This window comes from Pseudomonas sp. GL_139_B, from assembly GCF_057834475.1.
Window position 1 is genome coordinate 642153 of sequence record NZ_CM174403.1, and the last position, 24031, is coordinate 666183.

Below are 24031 nucleotides of genomic sequence, written 5' to 3' on the forward strand. Positions count from 1 at the left end.
TTACCAGTCCTAGCTCTCATGGCAGGCCAGTTCTGGCCTAACGTTTCGCACGTGCGTCGCAGTCAGGGCGCGCAGTTGTATTGAGGAGCCCTGTGCAATGACGCGCACCCCGAAAATCTTTGCCTGGTCAGTTGCCAGTCTCGTTGTTCTGCTGGCGATACTGGTTTTGATCATCGTGTTTTTCGACTGGAACCGGATCAAACCCACGATTAACACCAAAGTTTCCGAAGAGCTGCACCGAGCATTCGCCATCAATGGCAACCTCGCGGTGGTCTGGCAGCGCGAGCCTGACGAGGGCGGCTGGCGGGGTTGGATACCATGGCCGCATGTGGTGGCCGAAGACTTGAGCCTGGGCAACCCGGACTGGTTGAAGCAACCGCAGATGGTCACCCTCAAACGCGTAGAGCTGCGTATTTCGCCGCTGGCCTTGCTGGCTCAGCGGGTGGTGATCCCGCGCATCGACCTGACCGAACCGAACGCCAATCTTCAACGTCTGGCTGATGGTCGCGCCAACTGGACGTTCAAATTCGATCCGAAAGACCCCAACGCCGAGCCGTCGAACTGGGCAGTCGACATTGGCGCCATCGGCTTCGACAAGGGCCACGTCACCCTTGATGATCAGCACCTGAAGACTCAACTCGATGTACTCATCGACCCGTTGGGCAAACCGATTCCGTTCAGCGACATCGTCGGTGACAAAGCGGCGAAAACCGCGCTTGAAAAGGGTGGCGCGCCGCAGGATTATGCCTTCGCCCTCAAGGTCAAAGGCCAATACCACGCACAGAAACTCGAAGGCTCCGGCAAGATCGGCGGGTTGTTGGCGCTGCAGGACGCGGCCAAGCCGTTTCCGCTGCAGGCTCAGGTCAATATCGCCGACACCCGCATAGAGCTGGCCGGGACCCTGACTGATCCCCTGAACCTTGGCGCGCTGGACTTGAGGTTGAAACTGGCCGGCAACAGCCTGGGCAATCTCTATCCACTGACCGGTGTGATACTGCCGGATACGTCGCCGTACGCAACTGACGGGCATCTGATTGCCAAGCTACATGAGCCCAGTGGCGCGGTGTTCCGCTATGAAGCGTTCAACGGCAAGATCGGCGAGAGTGACATTCACGGCAGCCTGACTTACGTCAGCCGTCAGCCAAGACCGAAACTCAGTGGTTCACTGCTTTGCGACCAACTGTTGTTCGCCGACCTGGCGCCGTTGATTGGCGCCGACTCCAATGCCAAGCAACAGGCGCGTGGCGGCGACAGCAAGCAGCCGGCGGACAAAGTATTGCCGGTCGAAGAGTTCAAGACTGAACGCTGGCGTGACATGGACGCCGACGTCGAATTCACTGGCAAGCGCATTGTCCACAGCGAAAAACTGCCGATCAACGACCTATTTACGCACCTGATACTTACCGACGGCGTGCTTAGCCTGGAACCCCTGCGCTTTGGCGTGGCGGGCGGTAATCTGGAGGCGCAGATTCGCTTGAATGGCCGTACCGAACCACTGGAAGGCCAGGCCAAACTCACCGCGCGCAAATTCAAGCTCAAGCAACTGTTCCCGACCTTCGAACCGATGAAAACCAGCTTCGGCGAGCTCAATGGCGATGCCGATATGTCGGGGCGCGGCAACTCCGTGGCCAAGCTGTTGGGCAGCGCCAACGGCACGCTGAAAATGCTCATCAACGACGGTGCGATCAGCCGCGAGTTGATGGAACTGGCCGGGCTCAATGTCGGTAACTATGTGGTCGGCAAAATTTTTGGCGACAAGGAAGTGAAGATCAATTGTGCGGCGGCCGACTTCGACATCAAGAGCGGCCTGGCGACCACGCGCCTGTTCGTCTTCGATACCGAGAACGCAATCGTCTACATCGATGGCACCGCGAACATGGCGACCGAACAACTGGACCTGACCATTACGCCGGAGTCGAAGGGCTGGCGCTTGATTTCGTTGCGCTCGCCACTTTATGTTCGGGGCAAGTTCATCAAGCCGGATGCCGGTGTGAAAGCCGTGCCGCTGATGCTGCGCGGGGCGGGGATGGTGGCGTTGGGCGTGATTGCGGCGCCGGCGGCGGGGCTGCTGGCATTGGTGGCGCCCAGTGGCGGTGAGCCGAATCAGTGTGCGCCGTTGCTGGAGCAGATGAAGGCAGGGAAGGCGCCGGTGACTGTCAAGCCAACCAAATAAATTGCGGCGTCTATGAATACACCATCGTCGGCACGCCGCCCGGAGCCCGCTCGCGAAGGCGGCGTCACGGGCGCTACAAGTGGGGCGGATGTCATAGACTGGTCGTCGAGTTGTCATCTTCGGTGACGATGCTTGGCTGACGTCTTGCATCGCGCCTTGCTTCATCTCACCGACCACAAGGACGTTCGCCCATGTTGCAAGGTTCAGCCACGCGCTACCCGTTGGTGTTGGTCCCGGGGATGCTCGGGTTTATCCGTCTTGTGCTCTATCCCTACTGGTACGGCATCGTCTCGGCGTTGCGCCAAGGTGGCGCGACCGTGTTTACGGTGCAGGTCTCGCCGCTCAATTCCAGTGAAGTGCGCGGCGAACAACTGTTGGCGCAGATCGAGGAAATCCTGCGCGAGACCGGGGCCGGAAAGGTCAACCTGTTCGGCCACAGCCAGGGGGCACTCACTGCCCGCTATGCGGCCGCCAAACGCCCGGACCTCGTGGCATCGGTGACCTCGGTGGCCGGGCCGAATCACGGCTCGGAGCTGGCTGATTACCTGCACAAACACTACCCACATGACAGTGCCAAGGGCCGTTTGTTGAGTTTTCTGGTATGGATCGTCGCCGCGTTGATGAGCCTGCTCGAAACCGGTTATCGCGGGCCAAAGCTGCCGGTGGATATCCACGCATCCCATCATTCACTCACCACCGAAGGCGTGGCTCTGTTTAATCAGCGTTATCCACAGGGCCTGCCTGAAACCTGGGGCGGGCACGGACCGGAGGAGGTAAATGGCGTGCGCTATTACTCGTGGTCCGGGACCTTGCAGCCGGGCAAGACGGATAGCGGGCGCAACCTGTTTGACGGGACGAATCGCAGTTGCCGATTGTTTGCCAAAACCTTTGTGAACGAAGTCGGGCATTGCGACGGGATGGTCGGGCGGTACAGCTCGCACCTTGGGACGGTGATTGGCGACAATTATCCGCTGGATCACTTCGACATCGTCAATCAGTCGCTGGGATTGGTGGGTAAGGGCGCGGAACCGATTCGGTTGTTTGTCGAACATGCCGCCCGGCTTAAAGCGGCAGGGGTGTAACCTTCATACCGCGTCATCGTTCATCGCGGGCAAGCCACGCTCCCACAGTTGAGCGCATTCATCTGTAGGAGCGGCGGTGCGGCGATCCGACTTGCCCGCGAAGGCGTCAGTTCAGGCAACACGGACCTTACGGCCGATCACCGTCGTCCAGCGCCCCGAAAGCACCACCCCACCCAACGTCAACACCCCGCCCACCAGGTGATACATCGCCAGTTGCTCATGCAGCACCACCGCCGCAATCAGCGCGGTAATCAACGGCAGCAAATTGAAAAACAGCGTGGTCCGGCTCGGTCCCAAACGCACCACTGCCTGCATCCACGCCAGTGGCGCCAGCATTGAAGCCAGCAGACAGGCGTAAAGCACCAGTGGAATGTTTTGCAACGTCGGGCCGACCTTCGGCGAGGCGACAAACAGCGGAAACAGCACCACCACCGCCACCAACACCTGCAAATACAACAACACCAGCGGCGGCAACCGCAGCTGCCATTTTTTCAGCAGCGTGCTGTAAATCGCATACGCCAGGGTGGCGACCAGCATCATCGCGTCGCCCAGGTTCACGCCATGTTCAAGTAACGCGCCGAGGCTGCCGGACGACACCACCACCAATACGCCGGAAAACGACAGCACCGCGCCAGCCAATGCGCCTGCAGTCAAGCGTTGGCCGAGGCTGACCATCGCCATGGCCAGTGACATCAATGGCATCAACGACAGGATAATCCCCATGTTGGTGGCCGAGGTCAGTGCCGCAGCGAAGTAGGCGAGGCTCTGGTAGACCGCCATGCCCAGCACGCCAAGGACGAAAATCTTGCCCAGGTTCGGGCGAATCAGCGGCCAATGCGCGATGACCGGTTTGAGCATGAACGGCGTGAACAGCATCCCGGCGAGCAGCCAGCGGTAGAAACCGATCTCGGCGGGGAAGATCGCCCCGGCTGACATTTTGGTGATCACGGTGTTGCCAGCCCAAATGAAAATGGCCAGCAGGGGATAGGCGTATTGCATCGGAAAAAAACCAGAACGTTAATGAGGGGCAATTATCCCCTTGTCTGGATGCAGGCCTATACTTCGATCCAGACAACCTGCCGCGGATTACGGACAGCATGAGCAGCAAACACATCGACCTGCTGGATTTTGCCGAACTGCCGGCCCCGATTTACTTCCGCTACGCCGACTTCAACACCCACGAATACGCCGCGGCTCACCGCCACCCTTGGGGCACGCTCGAGTATTCGGCCAACGGCGTGTTGCACATGGAAATCGGCAACAGCCGTTTTATGTCGCCGCCGCAATACGCGGTGTGGGTGCCGCCCGAGACCGAGCACAGCTTCTATAGCAATCAGCCGATCAACTACCGCGCCGTTTGCCTGGCGCCGACGCTGTGCCATGAGTTACCGCAACAGGCCTGCACACTGGCGATCAGCGACATTCTCAAAGCGATCCTCAAGGACTTCGCGGCGCGAGATGTGAAGATTCCCGAGCATGAGGCGGACATTCGTTTGGGTCAGGTATTGGTGGATCAACTGCAACTGGCGCCGGTGCATGAATGCTATTTGCCCTACGCCAGCAGTCCGGGACTGTTGGGGATACTGGAAGCGTTGCAAGCCGAGCCCGGAGACAACCGGCCCTTGGCCGACTGGGCTGCGCAGATCCATGTCAGTGAACGCACCCTGGCGCGACAATTTGTTCGCGAGCTGGGCATGAGTTTCGGTGAGTGGCGGCAACGGCTGCGGTTCCTCGCAGCGATTGAGGCGCTGGACAGCCATCGCAGCATTCAGGACATAGCCTTCGACATGGGGTACAGCACGGGCTCAGCCTTTATCGCAATGTTTCAACGCCAGGCCGGATGTACACCGGAGCAGTACCGACGCCGTCACCTGGAGAGCAGGAAGGTGTGACAGGGGTTGTCTACACTCCAGAACGAGGTCGTGCCCATCGGTACGGCAACAAGGAGAAAACTCCATGATGATGTTGCGTGTCCCTTTGTTGATGATCGGCTTGCTGCTCTGCTCCCAGAGCTTCGCGACCACACCTCAGCAGGAAAAGATGACTATTTGCAACGCCGACGCGACGGCCAAAAGCCTCAAAGGTGATGAGCGCAAAATGTTCATGAGTAACTGCCTGAAAACCGAGCCGGCCGTCCCAGAGGTAAAAGCCCTGACACCTCAGCAGCAGAAGATGAAAACCTGCAACGCCGATGCCACCAGCAAATTGCTCAAAGGCAATGAGCGCAAGGCGTTCATGAGTGATTGCCTGAGGAACAAATAACTCCGATCCGGTAAATGTGGGGGCCTCATCGCGAGCAGGCTCGCTCCCACATTAGACCGGCGGACATAGATCCATTGTGGGAGCGAGCCTGCTCGCGATGAAGTCGGTCAGGGCGCTGCATAAAATCGGCGGAGCCCCGACCAAAGTCGACCTACACAATTCCTAGTGCTGCCACCGGAACGCTGGCAGACTGCCAATCCTTTTTACGCTGTCCGTTTTGAGGCTGTATGCCAACGTTTTCTCAACGCCACGTTTTGCTGCTGATCAGTTGGGTCATCATTTTTGGTGGTTTGCTGCTGGTGATCCCGCTGCGCTTGTTGCCTAGCCTGTTGGCCGGTCTGCTGGTGTTCGAGCTGGTGAATATGCTCACGCCACAATTGCAGCGGCTGATCGAAGGCCGGCGCGCGCGCTGGCTGGCGGTGGCGCTGCTCGGGACCCTGGTGGTGAGTGTGCTGGCGCTGATCTTTGCCGGCGCCTTCAGTTTCCTGCTGCACGAAGCGGAAAACCCCGGCGCGTCCCTCGATAAATTCATGCACGTGGTCGAGCGTGCGCGAGGCCAACTGCCGCCGTTCATCGACGCCTATCTGCCCGCGAGTGCCGGTGAATTCCGCGTCGCCATCGGCGAATGGATCAGCAAGCACTTGAGCGACTTGCAGCTGGTGGGCAAGGATGCGGCGCACATGTTTGTGACGCTGCTGATCGGCATGGTGCTGGGGGCGATTATTGCCTTGCAGCGCACGCCGGACGTGACCAAGCGCAAGCCTTTGGCGGCCGCGCTGTTCGACCGCTTGCACCTGCTGGTTCAGGCCTTCCGTAACATCGTGTTTGCGCAGATCAAGATTTCGCTGCTGAACACCTTCTTCACCGGGATTTTCCTGTGGGTGGTCCTGCCGATGTTCGGCATCAAGCTGCCGCTGACCAAAACCCTGATCGTGCTGACTTTCCTGCTCGGCCTGCTGCCAGTGATCGGCAACCTGATGTCGAACACCCTGATCACGATTGTTGGCTTGTCGCTGTCGATCTGGGTCGCTGTGGCGGCGCTGGGTTATCTGATTTTTATCCACAAGCTCGAATACTTCCTCAACGCACGGATTGTCGGCGGGCAGATCAGTGCCAAGTCGTGGGAGTTGCTGCTGGCAATGCTGGTGTTCGAAGCCGCGTTCGGCCTGCCGGGAGTGGTGGCGGGGCCGATTTATTACGCATACCTGAAGAGCGAGTTGAGGCAGGTGGGGATGGTTTGATCCGGCAGATCTGTATTGCCTGATCTGACGCCATCGCGGGCAAGTCGGATCGCCGCACCGCACGCTCCCACATTAGATCTCGGTCAACTGTGGGAGCGTGGCTTGCCCGCGAAGGGGGCGACTCGGTTTCAGATCAGTCCATCGAGCCATAACGCTTGGCCGCTTCAATCGCCAGCCCGCTACCAATGCTGCCGAAGATGTTCCCTTCCACATGCCGCGCATTCGGCAGCATCGCCGAAACACTGTTGCGCAAGGCCGGAATCCCGCTCGAACCGCCGGTGAAGAACACCGTATCCACCTGATCGACTCGCACATCGGCGTCATTGAGCATCTGAGTCACGCTGGTGCGCACACGCTCCAGCAGCGCTTCGATGGCGGATTCGAACAGCGCCCGGCTCAATTCCACACTCAGCCCCGGCTCGATTCGGTCCAGTGGCACATGGCGGCTGTCGGCATGAGTCAACTGGATCTTGGTTTCTTCCACTTCCATGGCCAGCCAATGGCCGGCGCGCTGGTCGATCAGCTTGAACAGGCGATCGATGCCGCCGGTGTCTTCGATGTCATAGCGCATGCTGCCCAGAGCCAGGGTCGACTTTTGCGAGTACACCGAGTTGATGGTGTGCCAGGTCGCCAGGTTCATGTGGTGGCTGGTCGGCATGTAGGCGCCGCTTTTCATGCGGCTGCCGTAGCCGAACAGCGGCATCAGGCCTTGCAGGCTCAGTTGCTTGTCGAAATCGGTCCCGCCGATGTGCACGCCGCCGGTGGCGAGGATGTCGTCGTGACGGTTGTCATGGTTGCGGCGCTCAGGTGACAGGCGCACCAGCGAGAAGTCGGAGGTACCACCGCCGATGTCGACGATCAGCACCAACTCTTCTTTCTCGATGGTCGACTCATAGTCGAACGCCGCCGCAATCGGTTCGTACTGGAACGAGACATCCTTGAAGCCAATGGCGCGGGCCACGTCGACCAAGGTGTTCTCGGCTTCCTGGTCGGCCATTTCATCGTCATCGACAAAAAACACCGGACGGCCCAGCACCACTTCCTCGAACTCCCGACCAGCGGCAGTTTCGGCGCGCTTCTTCAACTGGCCGATAAACAGCCCGAGCAGGTCCTTGAACGGCATCGCCGTGCCGAGAACGCTGGTGTCGTGCTTGATCAGCTTGGAGCCCAGCAGGCTCTTGAGCGAGCGCATCAAGCGGCCTTCGTAGCCTTCCAGGTACTCGTGCAGCGCCAGCCGGCCGTACACCGGGCGGCGTTCTTCCATATTGAAGAAGACCACCGAGGGCAGGGTGATCTTGTCGTCCTCCAGCGCGATCAGCGTTTCCATGCCGGGGCGCAGCCAGCCGACGGTGGAGTTGGACGTGCCGAAGTCGATACCACAGGCACGGGCTGGAGATGCGTTTTTCATGTCTATCGAGTTCCGGTTAAAAAACGGCCGCGCAGTGTATGTCAGTGCGGCGAATATTCGAAGGCCGGCTATCCGCTTATTTGCAGGCATTGGCGCTTGAAAGACTCAGCTTTGCCCCAAACTTGCTGGCATGGGCCTGGTAGCCAACCGGCGGTCGCAAGTACCGCCGCCCGCTGCCGATAAACTTCTGACGCGCTGCCCGGTCATAAAATTGAGATCGGTCAATCCAAACGCTGCAAACAAGAGCATGCTGTGCCTGGCAGCGCGAATTGATAACGGATGGTGATCCTTAGATGGACTTCAAAGATTATTACAAGATTCTTGGTGTGGAGCCGACCGCTGACGATAAGGCGATCAAGGCCGCCTATCGCAAGCTGGCGCGCAAGTACCACCCCGATGTCAGCAAGGAAAAGGACGCCGAGGCCAAGTTCAAGGATGCCTCGGAAGCCTATGAAGCGCTGAAAAGCGCGGACAAGCGCGCCGAATACGACGACTTGCGCAAATACGGCCAGCACGGCCAACCGTTCCAGGGCCCGCCGGGTTGGCAGGGTCGTGGTGCCGGTGGTTTTGGTGGTGGTCAGGACACGGGCGATTTTTCGGACTTCTTCAGTTCGATCTTCGGCAATCGTGGGCCTGGTTTTGGTGGAGGAGAGTCGCGTCGCAGCACCGGACGTCGAGGGCAAGACGTGGAAATGGAACTCGGGATTTTTCTGGAAGAAACCCTCTCGAACGAATCGAAGAAGGTCACCTTCCAGGTGCCGCAGTACAACGCTGCCGGCCAGCACGTCAGCAACACCAGCAAGAGCCTGAACGTAAAGATCCCGGCCGGTGTGACCGACGGTGAGCGCATTCGCCTCAAGGGCCAAGGGGCTCCGGGGATCGGTGGCGGCGCCAATGGTGACCTGTTTCTGATCATCCGCTTTGCGCCGCACCCTAAATTCGACGTCGAAGGCGAGAACCTGATCATCACGTTGCCGCTGGCACCGTGGGAACTGGCGCTGGGTACCGAAGTGGCGGTGCCGACCCTGACCGGCAAGATCAACCTCAAGGTCCCGGCCGGCAGCCAGAACGGCCAGCGCATGCGCGCCAAGGGCCACGGTCTGCTGAACAAGGCGGGCGAGCGTGGCTTCCTGTTCGTGCAATTGAAGGCCGTCATGCCGAAGACCTCGAACGATGAGATCAAGGCGTTGTGGCAGGAACTGGCGAAAAAAGCTGAGTTCAACCCGAGAGAACATTTCTGATCCAAGAGACGGAGTAGCCCATCATGAGCAACCCCCTGATCGTTCACCTGGACCTGGCAGAATTCTGTGAGGCGACCGACCTGTCGGACGTCTACGTGATCGAAATCGTCGAACACGGCATCCTCGAACCTCAGGGCAAGCAGCCCAAGGATTGGCGGTTCAACGATTATGAGCTGGCGCTGGCCAAGCGTGCCGCCAAATTGCGGCACGACCTTGAGCTGGAATGGGAAGGCGTCGCTTTGGCGCTGGACCTGCTGGAAGAAGTGCAGCAGTTGCGGGCCGAGAACCGGATGTTGAAGCAACGGTTGGGGCGGTTAGTGGTCGAGTAGGTATTCTGTTGAATCTGGGTTGCCTGTCAGTCCGCTTTCGCGAGCAGGCTCGCTCCCACAGTTGATCGCATTCCCCTGTGGGAGCGAGCCTGCTCGCGAAGAACGATAACGCAATATCCCTGCCTATCCGCTCCGGGGCAACACCACCGTAAACAGCGTCCCGTCAGTCTCGTTCGAACTGACCTCTATCGTCCCTCCATGCGCATTCACCACTTCCTTGACGATAAACAACCCCAGGCCAAGGCTGGTCGTTGGCTGACCCAGTTCCTCGTCGGCGCTGCGCACCAGTGGGTCGAAAATTGTGCCGATGGCCTCCTCGGGAATCGGCACGCCAAAGTTGTGCACCGTCAGGCGAACCGTCTCAGGCTCCCCGCTCACGGTGACGGTCACATCACGTTTGTTCAAACCGTGTTGCAAGGCGTTGCCGATCAGGTTCTGCAACAGTTGACCGATCCGCCCGGCATCCCAGACACCTTGGGTGTCGCCGGCGACGGTGACCGCCGGATCGCATTCGGGGTTACCGGCGCAGGCTTGGGCAATCGCCGCATGCGCGGCTTCGGCCAGGTCCATGGGCGCCGGCTCGATGGGCAGGCGCTTGCCCAATCGACTGCGCACTAGCTCCAGCAAATCGCTGACCATCACCGCCATGTGCCGTGCGCCACGCTTTATGTTGTTCGCACAGGCCAGTGCGTCGCCTTCCAGCGCGGCTTTGCGCATCAGCAACTCGGCGGACATGCTCACCGCTTGCAATGGCGCGCGCAGGTCATGCCCAAGAATCGCCAGGAAGATATCCCGTGAGTGATTGACCTGTTCGGCATAGGCTGCGGTGGACTCGGCGAGGGCTTCGTCGATGGCTTCATTGAAGCGGATCATGTCCTGGAAGTAGGTCAGGTCCGGTGATTCCAGGGTGTCGACCCACAAACGGATCACACAGGCGCGCAGATGCCGGAACTCTGAGGTCATCTGCACCAGATCAAATCCCACGGTATGCCGCAGTTCGCCATGGCTGGCGCCGGCTTCGTCCAGGCTTGGGGTCTTGTCCGGGCCTTCACCTTTGGCCTTGGCGCGCTGTTCGCTGGCGGTTTGCGCAGTGCTCATGTCTCGCGCTGCCGCTAACAGGATCGCCTTGGCGTGATCTCGCAAGGCCACGCGATCCATGTTTTCGGCCGCGGGCGTGATGGTTTTGGCGAACTGCTCCCATTCATCGACGATACGGTCCACGTGTTGCCTGATGAATTCGGATAAGCGCATGGCCGGTTTCCTGGCAGAAGGTCAGGGCAGCTTAGTCTTTTTACGCGGTGCCAAATACTACCGTTCACGCGCAGGTTCAGACGATGCGGCGAGTAGGGTGGTAATTAAATATTTTTCAGGTTTTAAAGTTGAATGGGAGCGGCTGTTTTCAGCGGTTTGTCAGCAGTTATTTGATCTTTTGTTTTTTTCGCCGCTGCATAAGCTGGTGCTCTTAGAGTTGCATAAAGAGTGTTGCGAAATGGAAGCGTCATCAGAAGGAACTACAGTGGAAACTTCTTCATCGACGTCCGGTGAGGGCGAGAACATTTATCAGGAATACCTCGTACAAAAAGTCCCGGCGTTCATAAAGACCGTGCCGGTCCACACGCTTGAATCATTTATTAAACAGAAACCGGCCGTTCCCGAATGGTATGGCCGTGCGCGCGCCATTGATCGCCAGTATTTGAAGGAACTTATCGATGTGCGCTGGCGATTGCAGGGGCCGCTGGAAGAGACCCTGAAAGATGTGCAACAGGACATTAAGGCATTTGCGCAACCGATATTGGTTCAAGCCCTGAAAGATCAGCTGAATCTTGAACTGGACGTCAATACAACGGTATTACGAATTTATGCGACCGCCACGCTGACATTTGGCATCGATACCCACGCCAGTCGAGTCAGGCAATACACGTTGCTGGAAGCGGCGCTGCACAATTTTGAAGAGCCGGAAACACGGGCTGGCGCCTTTCGCGATGGCTCCGGTATTTTCACCCGGGATGCCGAGGGGGAGTTGCAACGCCAGACACTGACGGTCGAACGGTTTACCACCTTGTGCCGGACGATGGATATCGGCGCCCAGTATCAAAAACACATGACTGCATGGCTCAAGCCGCAAAACGTTGAAGCCAGGACAACGCTTGAGCGGCATGCCGTCGCCTGCGAAATAGCGGCTTTCAACGAGTCAGCGCTTATTGCGTACTTGAAGAAAGACATTTCTTTCTATTCATACAACAAGTTGCAGGACGTGCGGGATCGTAAAAGCAGCCTCCTGTTGGGCAATCGTCCGCTACTGTGTCATCGCTTGTCACTTATAGGGTTCAAATTGACCGGCATTGTATTGTTCAGTGCCGTGGCAGACCCCTCGCTGGTGAAAAGAACCTATGACAGTTTGATTCCGGCGCACCAACAGTTGCTGATGGACTGGTCTCAGCACCTGTCGATATTGCCGGGCCAGGAGTTTGAACAGTTCAAGTTACTCAAGGCGTTTTTTGCCAACGGCCCCAGCGGTGTGTTTGATGAAATGCTCCGTCAAGACGATATCTACCAACAGAGTCGTCTGGACGGCCCATTGATCGCCTATGTGCCGGACGACCCTGAACACCCACTCAAGGAATATGCCTCGTTCACTGATTTCATGAAGGAACTGGTCAGCCAGTTGCGTTCACCGGACTATCAACAGTTTTTCAGCCGGTTCGTGGCGCACAAAGACAAGGGCCGTTTCTTTTCTCGAGTCAACGAGCGCTTCACCACCTTTACCTGGCATCAACGCGAGCCGTTGGACATGGGGCCCTGGTGGAGGGAAACGGCTGCGGAAAACCCTGACGCGGAGCCGGTCACCAACCCCATTACCGGCGATATCTGGCGTCATGTCTCAAGTTGGCGCAGAGAGAAAGCCATCGCCGACGCGCGACACATTGCCGTCCCGACGGGTGATGAAGATGCCGCCACTCGCTGGGCGCGTCTGACCAGTTACTTGAACCTGGGCTGGAACGTGTTCAATTTTGGAGCCCTGTTGGTGCCTGGGCTGGGTGAAGCCATGTTGGGCATCATGGTCGGGCAAATGCTCCTCGAAACCATGGAGGGCATTGAGGACTGGAGCAAAGGGGACAAGGAAGAAGCATCGGGCTTGCTGGTTGGGGTCATGATCAATGCGGCTCAACTGGCACTCATGATGGCCGGGCACGTAGTGCCCACTCGTCTCCCGACGCCAGTCAAGGCCTCGGCTTTTGTCGACCAACTGAAAAAGGTCGAGCTCCCCGACGGTTCCACCCGTCTCTGGAACCCCGACCTGAAACCCTATGAGCACACGGTTTCCCTGCCCAAAAATGCAATGGCGAACGAACGAGGTCTTCATCGACACAGTGGCAGGGACTTTCTTCCACGCGAGGGCAAGCATTTTGAGGTCACCGACGACCCGCTGACCGGTCAGCCACGGTTGCAGCACCCGAACAGATCGACGGCCTATCAACCGAAGGTGAAACACAACGGTGCCGGCGCCTGGCAGACCGAACTTGACCGCCCCATCGAATGGGACAAGACCACCCTCATGCGGCGTCTGGGGCCGATGGTCGACGGGTTTGATGCCGCCACGCTGGAACACATCCGCATCGCCAGTGGCGTCGAAGAAAATGGACTGCGCCGGTTGCAGGTGGAAAACTCCGCGCCACCGGCGTTACTCGTCGACACAATAAGACGGTTCCAGGCCTGGGCTGAAACCGAAAAGCAGCAAGGACCGTTGACCTATCTGCAACGCAAGAGCCGTTTCGATACGCTCTACAACGCCCATCAATTTTCAGGCAATGCCGGTGTGCGGGTGATACAGGACGCCTTTTCGCACTGCCCGGCCAACCTCGCCGAAGAGCTACTGGCCGCTGCTGCACCTGAAGACCTGCGTGCGGTTGTGGAGAAAAAGCGTCTTCCCTTGAAACTCAAGGAACAGGTGCGTGCCGCCTTGCTGGAGGTGCGCACGACGCGTGCCTATGAAGGGCTTTTCCTTGAGTTTCTGCACACCGCGGATACCGAAAGGCTGGCGTTGCACACGCTGGAAACATTGCCGAACTGGCCGGGCGATGTGCGCATCGAAATCCGTGAGCATTCATTCACAGGTCCCCTGCGAGACAGCATTGGCCCGCAGGACGCAAGCGTGTGCAAGGTGCTGGTGAGTAGCGACGGTGACTATCAGGCGCGGGACGCTGACGATCATCATCTGCAGGGTGCTGACAATCTGTTTGCTTCGGTGCTGCATGCGCTGCCCGACACGCAACGTAGTGCGCTCGGTTATGAGATCACTCAAGGGGACACACTCAGGCGGGCGGTTCAAAGGGCACCACTGGCGCGGGACAGGTTGCAACCGATGCTGGCCGACAACCCGATCCGCAAGCCGTTTTATGATCCGCAAACGATGAAACTGCGCGGCGGCATGCCCGGTGGTGCGCAAGGCATTCAACGACTCACCGCACGGCTGACCCCGCAGGAACGGGTCCGCAATGTGCGTCCCGGCTGGACAAACGCCGAGGCCCGCGCCTATCTGGAGGGTGACGGTCGCGAAGGCAGCCCGCAGCAGCGGGCCAGCGAGTTGGAGGCGCAATTCAATCGACTCAATAACAATTTCCAGCGTTGGCTGAATTCGCCCACCGACACCTTCAGGTACAGCTCGGCAGGCAGGGCCGAATGGCAGTCCAGAAACGCCTTGTACAACGCGATCAGGCAATGCTGGCAGCACACCGGGCCAAGGGATGTGGATGTCTTCGGCAATGTACATGGGATAACGCTGGACCTGAGCGGTATGCCACTGGGAAGGCATTTGGCGACGATGCCACCCTTGGAGGGTGATTTCGGGCATGTCACCCACCTGAATCTGCTGAACAGCGGGTTGGCCGATGCCCAGGTATCGCTGCTCGATCACTTTCCCAGGCTTCGCCACCTGAACCTCAACGGCAATCCGCTCACGCGATTTCCTCGTGTGGTGGGCAGGATGCGCGGGCTGACGGAGTTGAACCTGCGTGGCAATCGAATCGTTCTGGATGCATCGTCGGTGGCCGATCTGGGCGGGCTTGTGCACCTGGAAAGCCTGGACTTGATGGGCAACCCTTTGGGACGCGTCCCCGATATCGGCCACATGCCCATGCTGCATACGCTGCTGCTGACGGACACCGGCATTTCCACCTGGCCCGACGGATTATTTTCACTGCCCAGGTTCCGGCATTTTTATCTGGATATTCAGTTGAACCGGATCCTTGAGGTCCCTTCGGTTGCGCCGGGCAGCGCCGACGCGGAGCTGTTGGCGCGAACGGTGTTGAACCGCAATCCGCAATGGTTACCGGAGGCAAACCTGCAGACGTTGCGCGAATACATTCAGTCCGTCGGTATGGACCCTGACCGACCTTATCCGCCCCGTGGCGTACGCGACAGCCTCGATTGGGAGCAAGGGCTGACTCGACCTGAGTGGGTCGCCCGGCAGGAGGTCTGGAATGAGGTCGAGGATGAGTTCGGTTCCGTGCCGTTTTTCAACGAGGTCCGCAAGCTGACCGAGTCGTATCACTTCAAGCATGACATCGCCTTTCGAGCGGACCTGACCGCCAAGGTCTGGCGCATGCTCGATGCCATGGCGAAAGACACCGCGCTGCGAGAAAAACTTTTCACGATGTCGACGGCGCCGACGCAGTGTGTCGATGGCGGGGCTCAACTGTTCAACGCCATGGGTGTGGAAGTGCTGATTCACGAAGCCTATGAACTGGCGAGTCCGAATCTGGTGGAAGCAGAGTTGGTACAGCTGGCGCGGGGCAAATCCCGTCTGGATGAGTTGAGTCGAATCGCCCACAAGGTCATCGGTGAGCGAACGAGTCAGGGCGAGCAGTTCAGACGCGTCAATGCGACAGGTGAGGTCACGGGCACCATTGATGAAGTCGAGGTGCACCTGGCCTACATGACGGATCTGGCCGACCGCCTCGAACTGCCTTGGCAGTCTCGAAAAATGCAGTTCAGGAAAATCGCCGCGGTCACGCCACAGATGATCGAAGCGGCCTGCCAACGGGTGCTGGACCTGGAGACCGGGGAGCTGCTACGTGACTCGATCAGCGAGCAACCGTTCTGGGCTTCTTACATTCAGGGTTCCAATCGTCGCGCATTCAAAGGCATCAGGCGCCGTATCGATGCAACCACCGATTTTTACATGGCGCTGGAAAAGCGCGCGACCCCGTCCCTTTCCTTGCCGGAAAAAACGCAATTAAAAGAAGAGATCCGGGTACTCGCTGCCGAGCTTGGCAAACCGGAAAGCGAGTTCGCACCGGGACGCGTCATGAGCGCCCAAGAGTATGAAAGCGAAATGCGCCAGTTCAATGCACAGACGCAGACATTGCTCAAGACACTGACCCAACAAGCGATGGATCGGGCAAAACTGCAACGGGTCGAAACGCCCCTCACCCTGGAAATCTGAATCGACCCCGATGTCGATGACGGCACGAAAATCGACGGTTTTCGTGCCGGCCAATTACCTCGTACATAAGGATATGTACCTTGCGAAACGAACACGAAAGCAACGAAAAAAGTGCCGCGCAACCCCCCGCTGCCGAGCAACATAGTGCTCACGCCGAATTCATCGCGCGCGCCATTCCGGCCTGGCTGGTGAGTGCTTCGCCCGAACGGCGAGAGGCGCTGAAAAACGCTCCGCTCACTTTACCCGACTGGTACCTGGCGGCATCGCAGGCGCAGCGTCAGGCCTTGAATGCAAGTTTTGTGGCAAGTGTGACTTCGCAGAATCTGCTGGATAAAACCCTGTCGCGGCTGCAGGACATCGATGCGTTTGCCGAGCCTTTACTGGTCAAGGCGCTCAAGGATCAGTTCGCCGTGGAACTGGATGTCACCAAGACTTTCCTGCAACTGAAAAAGCCTCTGGAGATGGGTGTTCTGGCAATCGAGGTCGGCACTTTCGAGGTGTTGAAGTTACCGCTGCTGCAAGCTGCGTTGCACAACTTCGAGGCACAGGAATGTGCGCCCGCGCATTTTCATTCCTCCTCAGGCTTTGTCGTCGAATCGTCGCAGGGGCAATTCAGCGAAGTGACCACGGCCCTGACGGTGATGCAGTACTTGAAGCTGTGTCGGGAGCTGGACATCGGTGCGAAGTATCAGGCGTATCTGAAAGACCTTTTGCAACCTTCCAGTCCCGTGGCCGAAGCCGTGCTGCGCAAGCGCTTTGTCAACAGTCAAAAGGATGCGATGCGCGCGGCTGCCGAACTCGCCTTGCTGAAGAAGGACATCGAACCGAAGGATTATTCGATGATCCTTTCGGTCATCGACGGAGAGCTCAACCCGATGATCGACAACACACCGGTGTGGATCTGCGACCTGGTGTTGATGAAAAAGCGAATGACCGGTTGTGTGCTTTTTCATATTTGCGAAAAGTATCGCTACTCCGATGACGTCCTTCTCTACATTCCCCACGACCCGCAGCACCCGCTGAAACGCTACAAGGGCCGGGAAATGGAGGCGGCCTTGCAGCGACTGTTCATGGCCACTGACGCCTCGCCATCGGCCAACGCTGGCCCGACGGCGTATCAACGCTTTTTCAGTCAATTTGTCGCCTATGCAGATCGTGCGTATTACTTCAGCCAATTCACCCGCAAGGCCGCGGACTCCCCGCCGGACCCAATAGCGCCATTGCGATCGCCCTTGTGGAAAGCGATTGAAGTGCTGCCTCCGTTTCTTTCTGCCTTCAACCAACTCAACGAGCTACCGCCCGAATCACCGTCCCGACAGGAACCGGTCGACGAACTTCATCTACCGATAAAGGGCTACAGGCAGCACGGCCTCTGGGGCCCGAACGTCGATCCCTGGGTGGATCTCTACGAGCAAAGTCGTCAGAAAATCCTGGCGGATGCGCGCAGTCATGCGGTGCCCACCGCTGATGTCGATGCCAGGGTCCGAGCGGAAAAACTCGCCCATTTGCTTGAGATCGGCATGTTGATATTGAACGTCGCCTCGATGTTTGTACCGGTGCTGGGTGAGGTAATGATCGGGGTGATGGCCGGCCAGATCCTGTACGAGACATTCGAAGGGGTGATTGAGTGGAGCGAAGGTGATCGCCGGGCAGCCTGGGCTCACCTGACCGACGTGGCGGAAAACCTCGCGCTGATTGCTCTGCTACACGGAGCGGGCAAGGGCTTGGGCATGCTGACGGCAGTGAAGCCCGAACCCGTGGTCGAGGGGTTGAAACCGGTCACGCTGCCCACGGGTCAACAACGGCTGTGGAAGCCGGACCTTGAACCGTACAAGTCTCCAATTACGCTACCGGCGGATTCACAACCGGACGGACTGGGGCTGCACTCGGTCAACGGTCATGCCATTTTGCCCCTCGACGAGGCGCGCTTTTTGGTCAGGCAAGATTCCGCGAGCGGTGAGTATTGCATCCTGCACCCGCGCCGGGCCGAGGCCTATACACCGCACCTGGACCATAACGGCGCGGGCGCGTGGAGCCACGAAGGTGAAGAACCCCTGGGCTGGGACGGGCCGGTCTTGATGCGGCGACTCGGTTATCGCGCGCAGGCCTTCACCGATGCGCAACTGGAGCAGGTGCGCATCGCCAGTGGTGTCGGGCACGATCAACTGCGTCGCCTGCATGTCGAACAACAGCCGCCGAGTGCGCAGCTGTCCGACACCCTCGCGCGTTTTCGAATCGACCGGGACATTGAAACCTTCAGGGCGCAGATCGGCAGCGATGACCCTGCGGTCTATGCCAAGGCTGATCTGCGCCTGCAATTCAGGCTCATGCGCAGTCAGGAGCTGTTGCCCGTGCCGGGAACCCCGGACATGACGCTGGAACAACGCGCCGCTGAACTGCGCAAGGAAATCGCTCGCGCCGTGCAGAACAGAAAACACTCATTGTTCGAGTCCCTGTACCGAGAGCAGGATGCCAACGCTCAAGGTTCCGTTGCGCGAATCAAAGTCTTTTTCCCGCAGCTGCCCAACGTCGTTGTCGAAGAGATACTGCAAGGCGCGACTCAGGCACAACGGCTGGAAATGGACAACCCCGGGCCCTTGCCTCAGCGCATATACGAGCAGGCCGAACAGGCACGGCAGGAGCTGCGTGTGGCGCGAGCCTATGAAGGCCTTTACCTCGAGACCGCCTCCGGTGTCGACAGCGAACGGTTGGCCCTGCGCAGTCTTGAAACGCTGCCTGGCTGGCCGACAGAGGTGCATTTCGAGCTTCGCGAGTACGGCGCTCAAGGAAAATTACTGGACGCGATCGGCCCACAGCAGAGTCCGGTGCGCGCAGTGCTGGTGGTGGATGCTAACTCCCGGTTCGCTCATTCGACGTCTGCAAGCCTCTATTCGTCTGTGTTGCAGGCCCTGACGTCGGAGGAGCGCCAAGCCTTGGGCTTCACGCTGCAAGAAGCCGAGCGATTGAAAATGGCGGTGCAACAGACGCCGTTGCCGCGAGATCAATTGAGGGCAGTCCTTCACAAGCACCGCGTGCTCAAGCCAAACGTCGAGCCGGGCATGAAGTTGCTCGGCGGTGTTGGCCCGTTGCCTTCAGGGTTGGCCAGTTTTTTCCGAACGCCGCGTGCGCGGGTGCTCAAGCTTTATCCGGACTTTAGCGAGGTCGAGGTCGACGCCTTCCTGCGCTCATTGGGTGACGATGTTCGGGGTGGGCTGACTCGACGTGAAGCCGAATTCACGACCCTCAAGAAAGAGTTGGATACCTGGGTGCAAACCCGCGTCACGGCAGAAAGCAGCCCCGCGGTAGCAGGGCGGATCCCGGGCGGGCGTGAGCGCCAGATAGCCAGCAATATCACCGGGTGCTGGCGTCGTCAGAGCGGCTCGACACTGAGCATCGACTCGACCGTTGAGCTGCCGCCATTGAGTGCCCGATTCGAGCATGTCGAGACACTCGCGCTGACCGGTTCGGGTGTGCGCAACCTCAATGCGTTTCTCAAGGGATTCACCGCTCTGAAAGCGCTGAGACTGGAGGGCATGTCCCGGCTCAACGAATTGCCGGAGGCAGTCGGTGAAATGCAGGGTTTGACTCATTTGAGCCTAAGAGGCAGCCGGGTTCGATGGAATCAACACACGGCAACGGTACTCGGGAAATCAAGTGCGCTTGAGAGGCTCGATTTATTGAAAAATCCGCTGGGTATCGCACCCGATTTCAGCACCCTGACTCGACTGCAGAACATCAACCTCAGCGGCACGGGCATCGACCATTGGCCTCTGGGCATGGAGAATCTGCCCGATTTGCAAGTGCTGGACTTGCGCGAGAACCATCTGACCGAAGTGCCCCCAGAGAGGCTCTCTACGGCGGATGTTCATCTGGAAGCAAACGCCAGGGTGAACCGGGTCACGCTGCTTGAGGGCAACCCGTTTACGCGCCAGGGCTGGCAGCAACTCAAGGACTATCGGGACCGTGTGCAAACGCTAAGACCTGAACTCCTGGAAGGAAGCCTGCCGGATGCTTTCAAGGTTCAGGACTCACTGAGCGCCAGAGTCAACCAACTGTACCCCGGCTTCGACGAATTCGAGGTTGAGGCGTTTCTGCAAACCCACGGGCTCGCTGCGCAGACCGAACTGGCTCGCCTCGAGCGTGAGTATGAAACGCTGAATCAGCAGCTGTCGGCGTGGGCGTTTTCCGGGGGAGGCGCACGTTCGCGCTACGTTCGGGCGGGCCAAATGGCTGCAGGTCTGTCTGACCGGGCAGAGCGCTACACCGCTGCCGACCGCATTCGAGCGTGCTGGCGGCGGCAATCCCCGCAAAGGAATGCGGTCGACGGTAGCCCGATCGGTTTTGAACTCGACTTGAGTGGCCAGACACTCGACAGCGTGCCGGACCTTGAGGCCGATTTCAGTCATGTGGGGTCACTCAAACTCAACAACATGGGCCTGAGCGTTTCGCCAGAGGGATTCCTTGCGCATTTCAAAGGTGTGCGCTGGCTGGATTTATCGAATAACCAACTGACGGCAATCCCGCCGGCGCTGGACGACATGCACGGCCTGACGCGTTTGTTTTTGCAGCGCAACCGCATTCGCCTGACACCGGAAACGGCGGCGATCCTGTCCCGGCGGACAACACTCAGGGCGATGAACCTGGCGCAAAACCCGCTGGGCATCGCGCCGGACTTCACTCAAATAACCGATATGCGTTCGCTCAACCTGAACTCGATCGACATTGAGACATGGCCGGCGGGCCTGGGTGAGCAGCCGTTGCTGGATGTCATTGATTTGAGAAACAACCGGATCACGACAATCCCGCAGTCGGTGATCGCCCCGCCTGCCGAGCGGCTGGAGCTGGTGGCGCAGCTCAACAACTTTACCCTCATTGGTGGTAACCCGCTGTCCGAGGTCGCCCAGCAACAGCTGAGCGATTATTGGAGCCGGCTCGAGCGTGAGCGTCATGACTTGTGGGTCGCCAGGCGACCGGGCGTCTTCGAGTATCAAGCCCCGGACGAGCGCGCGATAGCAGTAGGGCAGCCACTGACTGCGCTTCAGCGTTGGCTCAAAGACCTGCCCGCTGACCAGGTCCCGGACAGGCAAGCGCAATGGCAATCACTGTCCGCACAGGAGGGGTCCCAAGGGTTTTTCCATGTGCTCAACGATCTGGAAAATGCCGGCACCGGCCATGCTGACCTTCAACGCCGCGTATGGGACGTCGTCGACACCATCACCGAGGTCAACCCCGAGTCCGTGGCGCTGCGTCAGGAGATGTTCGAGTGGGCAGGCAGGCCGGCCTGTTGTGATCGTGCCGCGTTGTCGTTCAGTAACCTGGAAGTCATGGCGCTGGTGTATCGGGCGCGGACGCTGGCCATGGACGGCGAGCAGAGTGCAGCCCTGTTGAAACTGTCCAGAGGCCTGTTCCGGCTGGACGAACTCGAAAAAATCGCACTGGCCGATATCGAGCAACGCAAAGTCGCAATCAATAACACGCCGGGTTTATCGGCAGGCCTCAAGACGCAGCAGATCAGGTTTCTGGAAGAGGTCGAGATCAAACTCGCCTATCGCTACGGGCTCAAGGACCGGCTCGGATTGCCGGGGCAACCACAGCAAGTCCGTTTCGTCCACATGGGCAACGTCACCCCGGCGATGCTGGATCAGGCCTGCGCCAAGGTGCTGGCGCTGGACGGCTCGCCTGAAGAATTTCAGTCGCTGGTGGCGAAGGACTTCTGGAAAGATTTCGTCACCAATAAATACCGGGCGCAATTCGAAGCGCAGCGTGAGCCCTATCAGGATCGCCTGGCCAGCCTGCGTGATCACCGGCAGACAGGTGAATTATCAGAGGCGCAATTCAAAGTGCAATCCGCTGACCTGGATGCTCAGTTGCAGATTGAAGAAGCCGTGCTGATCGAGACGTTCACGCGCGAGGAGTTGAGCAAACACCCGATCTAAACAAGCGCTATTAACCGATGAACAAAGGCCTGGATCTGCGCAAGCATCCGGGCCTTTTCTGTGTGCCGCTCAACCGGTCAAAACAGGAAATAGCGCTGCGCCATCGGCAACACATCGGCCGGCTCACACCACAGCAGTACGCCGTCGGCCTTGACCTGATACGTCTGCGGATCGACGTCAATGTGCGGCAAATAGTCGTTGTGGATCAGGTCGGTTTTCTGTACTTCACGACAGCCTTTCACCACAGCGATTTTCTTCTTCAGGCCCAAGGCTTCCGGCAGCCCGGCGTCCGAAGCGGCCTGGCTGATAAAAGTCAGGCTGGTGGCATGCAGCGAACCGCCGTAACTGGCGAACATTGGCCGGTAGTGCACCGGTTGCGGCGTCGGGATCGAGGCGTTGGCGTCGCCCATCAGACTGGCCGCGATGGCGCCGCCCTTGAGGATCAACGTCGGTTTGACCCCGAAAAACGCCGGGCGCCACAGCACCAGATCTGCCCATTTGCCGACTTCAATCGAACCGACTTCATGGCTGATACCGTGGGTAATCGCCGGGTTGATGGTGTACTTGGCGATATAGCGTTTGGCGCGGAAGTTGTCGTTGCCTTCGCCATCGCCCGGCAACGGGCCGCGCTGTTTTTTCATCTTGTCGGCGGTCTGCCAGGTGCGCGTGATGACTTCGCCGACGCGGCCCATGGCCTGACTGTCGGAGCTGATCATCGAGAACGCGCCGAGGTCGTGCAGGATGTCTTCGGCGGCGATGGTTTCACGACGGATGCGGCTTTCGGCGAAGGCCACGTCTTCGGCAATGCTTGGGTCCAGGTGGTGGCAGACCATCAGCATGTCGAGGTGTTCGTCGATGGTATTGCGGGTGAACGGCCGGGTCGGGTTGGTGGAACTCGGCAGCACATTGGCAAAGCCGCAGGCCTTGATGATGTCCGGGGCATGACCACCGCCCGCGCCTTCGGTGTGATAGGTGTGGATGGTGCGGCCCTTGAACGCGGCGAGGGTGGTTTCGACGAAGCCGGATTCGTTGAGCGTGTCGGTGTGGATCGCCACCTGCACGTCGTACTGGTCGGCGACGCTCAGGCAGTTGTCGATGCTCGCCGGCGTGGTGCCCCAGTCTTCATGCAGCTTGAGGCCGATGGCGCCGGCCTTGACCTGCTCGATCAACGGCTCCGGCAGGCTGGCGTTGCCCTTGCCGGTGAGGCCGATGTTCATCGGGAACGCGTCGGCGGCCTGGAGCATGCGCGCCAGGTGCCACGGCCCGGAGGTGCAGGTCGTCGCGTTGGTGCCCGTCGCTGGCCCGGTGCCGCCGCCGATCATGGTGGTAACGCCGCTCATCAGCGCTTCTTCGATCTGCTGCGGGCAGATGAAATGAATATGCGTGTCGATGCCGCCGGCGGTGAGGATCATGCCTTCACCGGCGATGACTTCGGTGCTGGCACCGATGGCGATGGTCACGTTCGGCTGCACGTCCGGGTTGCCGGCCTTGCCGATGCCGGCGACGCGGCCGTCCTTGAGGCCGACATCGGCCTTGACGATGCCCCAGTGGTCGATGATCAGCGCGTTGGTGATCACGGTGTCGACGACTTCGGCGGCCAACAGTTGGCTCTGGCCCTGGCCATCGCGGATGACTTTGCCGCCACCGAATTTCACCTCTTCGCCGTAGGTGGTGAAGTCTTTTTCGACTTCGATCCACAGTTCGGTGTCGGCGAGGCGAACCTTGTCGCCGACGGTGGGGCCGAACATGTCCGCGTAGGCTTGTTTAGAAATTTTCATGGGCTTGCCTTGGGATTCAATTGTTTTTGAGACCGCTCGCATAGCTCGCTATCGCAGCCTCGCTGCGCTCGACAGCTCCTACAGGTGTTCACACACGTTTGTGGTTGCACGCGGTCCTGTAGCAGCTGTCGAGTGA

General features: G+C 59.1%; 13 protein-coding genes. 9 read left to right on the forward strand and 4 right to left on the reverse strand.

The features are described 5' to 3' along the window. The first annotated feature begins 97 nt into the window (after positions 1 to 97). Both AC3ISI_RS02860 and AC3ISI_RS02865 read left to right on the forward strand, forming a co-directional pair. Entirely contained in the window at positions 98 to 2173 is a 2076-nt protein-coding gene (locus tag AC3ISI_RS02860; RefSeq protein WP_489335389.1) for an AsmA family protein, read from the forward strand. Between the two features lie 191 nt (positions 2174 to 2364). After that, on the forward strand, positions 2365 to 3255 hold the full coding sequence (locus tag AC3ISI_RS02865; RefSeq protein WP_489335390.1) for an alpha/beta fold hydrolase: 891 nt from the start codon (positions 2365 to 2367) through the stop codon (positions 3253 to 3255). A gap of 111 nt (positions 3256 to 3366) precedes the next feature. Here AC3ISI_RS02865 and AC3ISI_RS02870 read toward each other — a convergent pair whose 3' ends face one another. Continuing rightward, positions 3367 to 4254, reverse strand: coding sequence for a DMT family transporter (locus AC3ISI_RS02870; RefSeq protein WP_489335391.1), 888 nt, complete (start codon positions 4252 to 4254; stop codon positions 3367 to 3369). Between the two features lie 98 nt (positions 4255 to 4352). Here AC3ISI_RS02870 and AC3ISI_RS02875 point away from each other — a divergent pair, with 98 nt between their 5' ends. The 3 genes from AC3ISI_RS02875 (at position 4353) to AC3ISI_RS02885 (ending at position 6758) form a co-directional block, all read left to right on the forward strand. After that, complete coding sequence (locus AC3ISI_RS02875) at positions 4353 to 5147, forward strand: AraC family transcriptional regulator (protein ID WP_489335392.1); 795 nt, start codon at positions 4353 to 4355, stop codon at positions 5145 to 5147. A gap of 64 nt (positions 5148 to 5211) precedes the next feature. After that, on the forward strand, positions 5212 to 5517 hold the full coding sequence (locus AC3ISI_RS02880; RefSeq protein WP_489335393.1) for a PsiF family protein: 306 nt from the start codon (positions 5212 to 5214) through the stop codon (positions 5515 to 5517). A 227-nt stretch (positions 5518 to 5744) separates the two neighbouring features. After that, positions 5745 to 6758 carry an AI-2E family transporter gene (locus AC3ISI_RS02885; RefSeq protein ID WP_489335394.1) on the forward strand — a complete coding sequence of 338 codons (1014 nt, stop codon included), beginning with the start codon at positions 5745 to 5747 and terminating at the stop codon, positions 6756 to 6758. Between the two features lie 133 nt (positions 6759 to 6891). Here AC3ISI_RS02885 and AC3ISI_RS02890 read toward each other — a convergent pair whose 3' ends face one another. Further along, complete coding sequence (locus AC3ISI_RS02890) at positions 6892 to 8166, reverse strand: Hsp70 family protein (RefSeq protein ID WP_489335395.1); 1275 nt, start codon at positions 8164 to 8166, stop codon at positions 6892 to 6894. A gap of 293 nt (positions 8167 to 8459) precedes the next feature. Between AC3ISI_RS02890 and AC3ISI_RS02895 the strand changes: the two genes are divergently transcribed. Next, a complete protein-coding gene (locus tag AC3ISI_RS02895) occupies positions 8460 to 9407 on the forward strand; it encodes a DnaJ C-terminal domain-containing protein (RefSeq protein ID WP_489335396.1) in 948 nt (315 codons plus the stop codon). Positions 9408 to 9430: 23 nt separating this feature from the next. Then, positions 9431 to 9736: a chaperone modulator CbpM gene (locus tag AC3ISI_RS02900; RefSeq protein ID WP_477802115.1), complete on the forward strand. Its 306-nt coding sequence runs from the start codon at positions 9431 to 9433 to the stop codon at positions 9734 to 9736. Between the two features lie 123 nt (positions 9737 to 9859). Here AC3ISI_RS02900 and AC3ISI_RS02905 read toward each other — a convergent pair whose 3' ends face one another. Then, positions 9860 to 10987, reverse strand: coding sequence for a sensor histidine kinase (locus AC3ISI_RS02905; protein WP_489335397.1), 1128 nt, complete (start codon positions 10985 to 10987; stop codon positions 9860 to 9862). A 238-nt stretch (positions 10988 to 11225) separates the two neighbouring features. On the opposite strand from AC3ISI_RS02905, the gene AC3ISI_RS02910 reads away from it, so the two are divergent. Further along, positions 11226 to 16181, forward strand: a complete 4956-nt coding sequence (locus tag AC3ISI_RS02910; RefSeq protein WP_489335398.1) for an NEL-type E3 ubiquitin ligase domain-containing protein — start codon at positions 11226 to 11228, stop codon at positions 16179 to 16181. An 80-nt stretch (positions 16182 to 16261) separates the two neighbouring features. Then, positions 16262 to 22117, forward strand: coding sequence for an NEL-type E3 ubiquitin ligase domain-containing protein (locus tag AC3ISI_RS02915; RefSeq protein WP_489335399.1), 5856 nt, complete (start codon positions 16262 to 16264; stop codon positions 22115 to 22117). Between the two features lie 77 nt (positions 22118 to 22194). On the opposite strand, the gene ureC is transcribed toward AC3ISI_RS02915, so the two are convergent. Beyond that, a complete protein-coding gene (ureC, locus tag AC3ISI_RS02920; protein WP_489335401.1) occupies positions 22195 to 23895 on the reverse strand; it encodes an urease subunit alpha in 1701 nt (566 codons plus the stop codon). Positions 23896 to 24031: the final 136 nt, after the last annotated feature.